This is a genomic window from Brasilonema sp. UFV-L1 (genome assembly GCF_012912105.1).
Lineage (GTDB): Bacteria > Cyanobacteriota > Cyanobacteriia > Cyanobacteriales > Nostocaceae > Brasilonema.
Genome location: NZ_QMEA01000213.1, coordinates 1 through 8,300 on the forward strand (window position 1 = coordinate 1; position 8,300 = coordinate 8,300).

At 42.8% G+C, this 8,300-nt stretch carries 10 protein-coding genes and 1 pseudogene; 4 read left to right on the forward strand and 7 right to left on the reverse strand.

Annotation, left to right across the window (positions count from 1 at the left end; translation table 11 throughout):
- Positions 1-13 precede the first annotated feature (13 nt).
- Together DP117_RS32400 and DP117_RS32405 are read right to left on the reverse strand one after the other, a co-directional pair.
- Positions 14-133 carry a DUF5615 family PIN-like protein gene (locus tag DP117_RS32400; RefSeq protein ID WP_169222276.1) on the reverse strand — a complete coding sequence of 40 codons (120 nt, stop codon included), beginning with the start codon at positions 131-133 and terminating at the stop codon, positions 14-16.
- Positions 130-354: a DUF433 domain-containing protein gene (locus tag DP117_RS32405; protein WP_169222277.1), complete on the reverse strand. Its 225-nt coding sequence runs from the start codon at positions 352-354 to the stop codon at positions 130-132. The genes DP117_RS32400 and DP117_RS32405 overlap by 4 nt, the downstream gene beginning before the upstream one ends.
- A 203-nt stretch (positions 355-557) precedes the next feature.
- On the opposite strand from DP117_RS32405, the gene DP117_RS32410 reads away from it, so the two are divergent.
- Positions 558-848 (forward strand): GIY-YIG nuclease family protein, encoded by a 291-nt coding sequence (locus tag DP117_RS32410; protein ID WP_169222278.1) that lies wholly within the window; start codon positions 558-560, stop codon positions 846-848.
- Positions 849-1,171: 323 nt separating this feature from the next.
- Here the strand turns inward: DP117_RS32410 and DP117_RS35745 are convergent, their stop codons facing one another.
- Complete coding sequence (locus DP117_RS35745) at positions 1,172-1,414, reverse strand: tetratricopeptide repeat protein (RefSeq protein ID WP_211176481.1); 243 nt, start codon at positions 1,412-1,414, stop codon at positions 1,172-1,174.
- 114 nt (positions 1,415-1,528) lie between these two features.
- Positions 1,529-2,185, reverse strand: coding sequence for a restriction endonuclease subunit R (locus tag DP117_RS32420; protein WP_169222279.1), 657 nt, complete (start codon positions 2,183-2,185; stop codon positions 1,529-1,531).
- A gap of 198 nt (positions 2,186-2,383) precedes the next feature.
- On the opposite strand from DP117_RS32420, the gene acs reads away from it, so the two are divergent.
- Positions 2,384-4,354 carry an acetate--CoA ligase gene (acs, locus tag DP117_RS32425; protein WP_169222280.1) on the forward strand — a complete coding sequence of 657 codons (1,971 nt, stop codon included), beginning with the start codon at positions 2,384-2,386 and terminating at the stop codon, positions 4,352-4,354.
- Between the two features lie 48 nt (positions 4,355-4,402).
- Here the strand turns inward: acs and DP117_RS32430 are convergent, their stop codons facing one another.
- Both DP117_RS32430 and DP117_RS32435 read right to left on the reverse strand, forming a co-directional pair.
- Complete coding sequence (locus DP117_RS32430; protein ID WP_169222281.1) at positions 4,403-4,888, reverse strand: low molecular weight protein-tyrosine-phosphatase; 486 nt, start codon at positions 4,886-4,888, stop codon at positions 4,403-4,405.
- Between the two features lie 60 nt (positions 4,889-4,948).
- Positions 4,949-5,296 carry a YbaB/EbfC family nucleoid-associated protein gene (locus DP117_RS32435; protein ID WP_169222282.1) on the reverse strand — a complete coding sequence of 116 codons (348 nt, stop codon included), beginning with the start codon at positions 5,294-5,296 and terminating at the stop codon, positions 4,949-4,951.
- A gap of 301 nt (positions 5,297-5,597) precedes the next feature.
- Here DP117_RS32435 and DP117_RS32440 point away from each other — a divergent pair, with 301 nt between their 5' ends.
- A complete protein-coding gene (locus tag DP117_RS32440; protein WP_248277939.1) occupies positions 5,598-5,768 on the forward strand; it encodes a helix-turn-helix domain-containing protein in 171 nt (56 codons plus the stop codon).
- 38 nt (positions 5,769-5,806) lie between these two features.
- Here the strand turns inward: DP117_RS32440 and DP117_RS32445 are convergent.
- Positions 5,807-6,859, reverse strand: a pseudogene (locus tag DP117_RS32445) (transposase); the annotation flags it as partial.
- 472 nt (positions 6,860-7,331) lie between these two features.
- Here DP117_RS32445 and DP117_RS32450 point away from each other — a divergent pair.
- Entirely contained in the window at positions 7,332-8,012 is a 681-nt protein-coding gene (locus DP117_RS32450; RefSeq protein ID WP_169222284.1) for a response regulator transcription factor, read from the forward strand.
- Positions 8,013-8,300: the final 288 nt, after the last annotated feature.

Here is an 8,300-nt window from a genome sequence, read left to right on the forward strand (position 1 = left end):
TCTGGACGCTAAATCAGAGATTATAGCGCCAGCCTTCTCTCCGAAATAGGTAAACGTGATTCGAGTCGGGGTAGACGTCGGCAAGATGGACAACCAGACGGGGTGATAAATTGTGATCAAACAGTAATTTCATGCCTGAACAATAAGTGTTTGTCGTTCCCGTTCGGCTGCATAGCTCAGACAAGCTAGAATATCTTCTTTCTGTAAATAAGGAAAATCATTAAGTACTTCTTCGTAAGTCATTCCTGAAGCTAAGTAAGAAAGTATATCATACACAGTAATCCGCATTCCGCGAATACACGGCTTACCTCCCCGCTTACCGGGTTCAATAGTGATAATATCTTGATATTGCATAATCACATTGACTTGAGAGCTTAATTTTAGTCTAGAACGTAATGGGTTTATTCAAGGAAGAGCGATTTTTGGCGAAGGGGTAGCGCTGCGGAAGCATCTCGCAATAGCAAAAACTAAAATTCTTTAATCCACTGGCGCTTGCTTGGAATCACAATTTGGGAATTGTTCAGATAGAAATTATTATACGTATATTTTGTCTATCAATGAAGAATTATTACGTTTACATTCTGAGCAATCGCTCAAAAACTCTTTATACTGGTGTAACTAATGATTTAATTCGTCGTGTATATGAGCACAAGCAAAAGCTAATTCCTGGCTTCACTCAGAAGTACAACATTGATAGACTGGCTTATTACGAGGAAACTGTGGATGTTACAGTGGCGATCGCCCGTGAAAAGCAAATTAAAGGTTGGCTGCGTTTAAAAAAGATAGCTTTGATTGAATCAATGAATCCAGAATGGCATGATTTAAGTGCCGATTGGTTTGAGAAATAACCTCACTAATGTCATGCTGAGTGTAGCGAAGCGAAACGTAGACACGAAGTGGCTTCCCGCAGGGTAGCATCTCGCCTGCCAACGTGAATATAAGATTCTTCGCTCCTGTTCCTTCCCTTTGGGAAAGACTCCGCTCAGAATGACATTTTGGACAATCATGTCATGCTGAGTGTAGCGAAGCGCAACGTAGACACGAAGTGGCTTCCCGCAGGGTAGCATCTGTCCCGATAACGTGAATATGAGATTCTTCACTCCTGTTCCTTCCCAAAGGGAAGGACTCCGTTCAGAATGACATTTTTGACAGCAAATTGCTATCAACTTCCTCACCAAAACTTCAGAACTTTGCCCCACCAAAAATTACTAGCCCTCACTTTAGCCCGGAGATTTTCCAAATTTTCACGGACACTAACTGTATTTGAATGGTTCTCCCCAAACACCCGGTGACGAATCTCTAATGCTTCCTCATACAAAGGTTCTGCTTCCGCTTCTGTAAATTTCTCAATAGTCTTTTCAAAGGCTTTTGTAAAAGCGAGAGTTGCGTACGCACCTGCAGTTAATGGTTCCATAAGCTTCTTTGTCAAGCGGGATGATACTGATAACTTCCAGCTTGGCAATAAAGATTCCGTAAAGGTTGAGATTATTTTATGGTATTTTCCCTGAGAAATGCCTAAGCGTGTTTCCTATGGCGATCGCATCTGAAAATTCTCTAACTGGCAAATCGCTTTCATAACCTGCAACAACCGAATTGAATCCTCAGTATCAATCAGACTCAGTTCTGGCATAAGCTGATAAATTGGGGGATTACCTCGTCTCAAATACACAAACAGATAATTACGTCCATTGGTTACCAGTCCCCAGACTGATGTTTGTTGCCCTAAACTTTTAAAAGCATAAGTCAGTAATTGCGCTAAACCCTCAAATACATCTACCGAACTATTTTTTGTCTCAATCACTAAAATCCAAAAAGGTGGCGCAGTCGTTGCTTGAGCGTTGTTGACTGCTAAAATATCCATCCGTCCTCTGATGCTTGTATCCTCGTCTTCGATGGCGATCGCTATCACATCTTCCATTGTCAAGCGAATTGGAACATCGTAGAATCCAGCCGCTCGCATCAAAGGTGCTAGCGTCAAAAATTTAACTAAACCTTCAGAAATTTTACCAGCCGCAAGATAACGCCAGAAGTCATTCCTAATTTTCAATAAATCCTGCCGTTCAAAATCTGTGAGAGGATCTAAAGTTAGGAAGTCTGTGAATGAGCTTGTCGGCTCTTCTTGTAATTTCAGCAGGCGATGAACGTCGTTGAGAGACAAACTGCTGGGTTCTACAGTAATTGGCATGGCGCAAGCAAGTGTTTTGAGTACTACCTCTGATCTTGCAATATGAAAATTAGAAATAGGTTCTCAACGCCCACTATTTGTGGCTATGTATAAAGTAACTTTGCAATTGCCGCATATCTTAACGAAAATCAAAACACTTTCCGAGAAATATGCGTACACAATAGTTTTCAGTCACATCGCCAATTTACAGAAATAGTCATGTCCCAAGTAACGATAGAATCAATCCTTCAAGAAAAGCGTCTATTCCATCCCAGTTCTAAATTTTCCCAAAACGCCCACATCAAAAGCTTGGAAGAATACCACCGCCTCTACGAGAAAGCAAAAGCTGATCCGCAAACATTCTGGGCAGAATTAGCCGAACAAGAGTTGCACTGGTTCCAGAAATGGGACACAATTCTAGACTGGCAACCGCCTTTTGCTAAATGGTTTGTCAACGGCAAGATAAATATTTCTTACAACTGTCTTGACAGACACCTCACCACATGGCGCAAGAATAAAGCTGCCATTATTTGGGAAGGAGAACCAAGCGACTCGCGCACCATCACTTACGCCCAACTGCACCGGGAAGTTTCTCAGTTTGCGAATGTGCTCAAGCAACTGGGAGTGAAAAAAGGCGATCGAGTTGGCATTTATATGCCGATGATTCCGGAAGCGGCGATCGCCATGTTAGCCTGTGCCAGAATAGGCGCACCTCACAGTGTTGTTTTTGGTGGTTTTAGTGCAGAAGCTTTGCGCGACAGGCTGATCGATGCTCAAGCAAAACTCGTGGTGACTGCTGATGGTGGTTGGCGCAAAGATGCGATCGTCCCTCTCAAGGAACAAGTAGACAAAGCTTTAGCTGATAACGCTGTTCCCAGCGTAGAAAACGTCGTAGTGGTACAGCGTACTCGTCAAGAAATTCACATGGAACCAGGACGTGATCAATGGTGGCATGATTTGCAAAAGAATGTTTCCGCAGATTGTCCCGCCGAACCAATGGACAGTGAAGATATGCTGTTCATTCTCTACACTTCTGGTAGCACTGGCAAACCGAAAGGTGTTGTACACACAACTGGTGGTTATAACTTATACGCTCATATGACCACCAAATGGATTTTTGACTTGCAAGACACAGATGTATATTGGTGTACTGCTGATGTCGGTTGGATTACTGGACATAGCTATATTGTCTATGGTCCTCTTTCCAATGGAGCGACAACTGTGATGTATGAAGGAGCGCCTCGTGCCTCTAACCCTGGCTGTACATGGGACATCATTGAGAAACACGGTGTCAATATTTTTTATACTGCACCTACCGCGATTCGTGCCTTTATTAAGATGGGCGAACACCTACCTAAAGCGCGAAATCTTTCTTCCCTTCGCTTGCTAGGAACTGTCGGTGAACCAATTAACCCAGAAGCTTGGATGTGGTATCACAAAGTAATTGGTGGTGAACGCTGTCCGATTGTCGATACTTGGTGGCAAACGGAAACTGGCGGTATCATGATTACACCGTTACCAGGAGCAATTTCCACGAAACCCGGTTCCGCGACTCGTCCCTTCCCTGGAATTTTAGCTGATGTTGTGGATTTAGAAGGTAACTCTGTGGGTGACAATGAAGGCGGTTACTTGGTCGTGCGGCATCCCTGGCCTGGTATGATGCGAACAGTATATGGTGATCCAGAGCGCTTCCGCCGTACCTACTGGGAACATATCCCCCCGAAAGATGGGCAGTACGTCTATTTTGCCGGAGATGGCGCAAGACGCGATGAAGATGGTTACTTCTGGGTTATGGGACGTGTTGATGACGTGATAAATGTATCAGGTCACCGTCTCGGTACAATGGAAGTTGAATCGGCTCTTGTGTCTCATCCTGCAGTAGCTGAAGCTGCTGTGGTAGGCAAACCAGATGAACTTAAAGGAGAAGACATTGTTGCTTTTGTGACTTTAGAGGGTGGTAAAACCCCTAGTGAAGAACTGAGTAAAGAACTCAAGCAACACGTTGTCAAAGAAATTGGGGCGATCGCTCGTCCGGGAGAAATTTGCTTTACCGATGCTTTGCCCAAAACTCGTTCTGGTAAGATTATGCGGCGCTTGCTGCGGAATCTGGCTGCAGGACAAGAAGTCTCAGGTGATACATCTACTTTAGAAGATAGGGGCGTATTAGATAAGCTACGGGAAGGTGCTTGATAAAAATGACCCCGCTTATGGAGCGGGGTCGTTGATCCAGATTTGATATCACAAGGTAGAATCTTGACTAGAAAGGTGTTTCAATAGACCTTCACAAGCATCGACAAGTAAGTCAATTACTAGATTAAATCCCTGTGTACCACCATAGTATGGATCTGGAACTTCTTTGAGGTTGTGTCTAGAGCAAAAGTCACATATTAAACGTACCTTGTGGCGATATTTTCCAGTAGGATCAAGATAGAGGATATTCTCATAATTTTCTTGATCCATCGCCAAAATCAAATCAAAGTTTTCAAAATCAGACTTCTGAAATTGGCGTGCTTTACCACGCAATTTAATCTGTAGCTTTTGTAGTGCAGCAGAACTCATGCGTGAGTCGGGTGGGCTACCGATGTGATAGCTTGATGTCCCCGCTGAGTCACAAACAATGCGTTCACGAAATCCAGCTTCCTCGATCAGATAGTTCATTATGTTTTCTGCTGCTGGTGAACGGCAGATGTTCCCCAGGCAGACAAACAGCAGTTTGTAAGGCATAAATATTTACTGCGCTTGTCATTGGTGTAAAACCAATGACAAATAACGGATGACTAACGACTAAAATCCGGGAAGCTCTAGCCCACTGGTTAATTCTTCCATACGTTCACGCATTGTGGCAGTGGATTTGTTGTAAGCGTCTTTCATTGCTGCTGTTACGAGATCAGAAAGAACTTCTGCTCCTTCCTCTAATGCGTTTGGAGAGATTTCCACTCCTAATGGTTCTTGGTTACCGCTAACAATAACCTTGACTATACCACCGCCAGCTTCTCCTTGAATCTCCATTTGCTCTAATTCTTCTTGGAGTCGCTTTGCACCTTCTTGAACTTGCTGGGCTTTTTTAAACGCATCAGCAAGTTCTCTCATTTTTCCCAAACCAAAGCCAAATCCCTGTCCTTTTCCTGTCATAGATCTACTGTCCAAGTGTGCTTTGAGTGACAAATCAAATTCAATTATAGATGTGGTGAGTCAAAAGCCTGCTTTTTTTACCCACTCATAATTTACCTCTAATGATATTGACAAACTCTTATACCTTGTGGAATGAAACAACCCTGGGGTTGACGGGAGTCTGAAAGCCCTCTCTATTTATAGGAGGGATGAAAGACGACTCGACGAATTTATTCGTCGTCATCCTTGTGTTTCGCTTTCTTTAAGAAACGCTCTTATATTTCTTAAAGCTAAGGTATAATGGAAGCATGAGGTAATACAAATGTTTAGCCTGACGTACGAGTTTAAACTGAAACCAACATCGAAGCAAGCAGTTATTTTCACAGACTGGCTGGAACAATGCCGTCGTGTCTATAACTACGCTCTAGCTGAACGCAAAGACTGGTTTAAATCTCGTAGTTGTCAGACTTATATCTTGCACCGGGAAATTTGAATGTCAATTCCATGACTAAGTGCCAGAGGACGTATTCGTTCAAGGTCAAGTAAAAAACAACACAGAAGTAGTTGTGGAAACAAGGTTTGAAATGCAAGTTGGGCGGCTTCGCCCCAATCAGGTAAATTCTCAGTACAGATAGATAAATATGCCCAATGCGCCAGAATATAGGCAATTAGAGATAATACCAGCCAACGATAAACACCTAAAAGTGTCCCCTGTCCAAAACGGTCTAAGCCAAAACGATGTTTGGCAGTCTTAAACCAACCCTCTATCTGCCATCTGCGCTTGGCCCACCTATTAATAGTGCTAGCTTTGAGGGGTTTGGTAGAAAGAACAAAGCGTTTTTCCAATTTGCCATCATCACGCTTAAGGTAATACCAAGACACCGTGACGGGAAATTTTAAACCCACAAACCAGACTTGCTGTCCCCGTTTGTGTAAACGTCGTAAGATACGCCCATCAACTAATTTACGGTCAACGCGCACACCAACAATTGCGTAATATTTAAGCTTGCGTATACCGTGCAAAAACTCAATGCTGCCAAATGCAGTATCTGCCAAAATCATGACCTTGAAGTGTTTGGTTAATTTCTTAGGTAAGCATTTGACCAGCTTTAATCCCAGTTGTGCGGGAGAAGGAGTCCCTTTGCCCCTCCAAACACGGAAACTCCACGGTACGCGCCATTGCCCTACGACCAGATACATTACCACCAAATGCAATCCTCGTTTACCGTTGTAGACAGTGATTAGATGCTTGAAGGGCTTAAATTTGCCGCATTTGTCCAAAGTTGTTAGGTCAATAATGACTTGTAAAAACGGTTTGCGTCCTTTGGGGCACTCGGATAAGATATCCTTAAGTACGTGTTCACGAGTCGTGCGAATCATTTTTCTAGTTGACCAAGCGTAAATATTGAGAAAACGACTCAGAGCGCTTGCTGACTTGGTTTGACTATGTTGTGGTAGGGGATAACCTTGAGCTTTTAGAAACAATTCCAACATCGCTTCTAGATGATCTCGTTGGTACTGGGACGGTATCAATGACAGCAGGGTGTAAACTAGCCCTTGGGCGTGGGCAAGAATTGATTCCATTGTTCTTGCTTTTCTATATGCTTTTCACGCCCTTTTCTCGCATATTTCGGGTGATAAATGCAAATCTAGGCTCTCTCCCAAGTTGGCGTTAAGCGTAGCTGCGCCTCCGGCAATCGCCTGTGTTCTTCGCTCTTGCGTAATCTCACTCTTAACATAGTTATATAAATTACTTTTTATTGCATAACACAATCCTCATTGGAAGTGTTAATTTATTACTCACCTATTTGGGTATTAGTGGTTAACCCGTACAGGTGCAAGATATAAGATTTTCAAAATGGTCAGTTGATAGTGAGTTTAACTTGTTAACCTTAAAGAGGCATTTAAGATTAATTTTATAAATCGACTATTAGGTAGTTATCAACTGGTAATCCTGTCATAGTATGAAACATAGGAGTACTATTCTTACCTGTGTTTACTTATAGTGCTAACAAAAGCAAACTCAAGAGTAAAAAATGCTAGGGGTGTACTGTCCATGCCCTTAACGATCCTCATAGTGGATGATGACCTGGGCACTCGTCTGTCTATCAGCGACTATCTTGAACTGTCTGGCTACTCAGTCATGACAGCAGATGATGGTCAAGAGGCTTTGGCAATGGTGGAGGAGTATCATCCTGACTTAATAGTCACTGACATTATCATGCCACGAATGAATGGATATGACTTAGTAAGACGGGTGCGTCAACAACCAGGATTTCGGTTGCTACCTGTTATACTGCTAACAGCAAGAACTAAGACTCAAGAAAGAATTTTAGGCTATCAGTCAGGATGTGATTTGTACTTGCCCAAACCTTTTGAACTAGAAGAGTTGGCAGCAGCAATTCGCAATCTTCTTGAGCGATCGCAAATTATTCAATCACAGTATACTTCTTCTCATCTAGAAAATTTGGGGACTCACACTCCTAAATCGCTAGACACACATAACTCTGATTTAACTGATATTCAAAAATCCCAGATGCTCTGTGAGTTAACTTCAAGAGAGCAGCAAGTCTTAGAACTTTTAACTCATGGTCTTTCTAACGCTGAAATGGGTCAGCAGTTGTATCTGAGTCCAAGAACTGTAGAAAAGCATGTTAGTAGTTTACTAAGAAAAACTTTAACGAGCAACCGAGCCGAATTAGTGCGTTTTGCGATTAAACATGGTTTAGTGGAGTAGCTAATAACGCTTAAGTTTCAACTACCCCAGGCTGGCAAGCCTGAGCCTGGGGATTGCTAAGACCACTTTTAGCAAGGTAACTGTTGAATAGCTCACGAGACTACATCAGTTACGGACGTACAAATACTTCCCTAGTTTGTACCTCCAAGCATTTGCTCAAATCGTCAATTAGAACTGAGGTTGACACTCCTTGACCTAAAGGTGCAAGGATTCTTGGGCTGAACTTGCTTTTTTCCCACATTCCGCAGGTGCGATCGTAAATGCTGTATTTTTGGAAATGACGTAAAT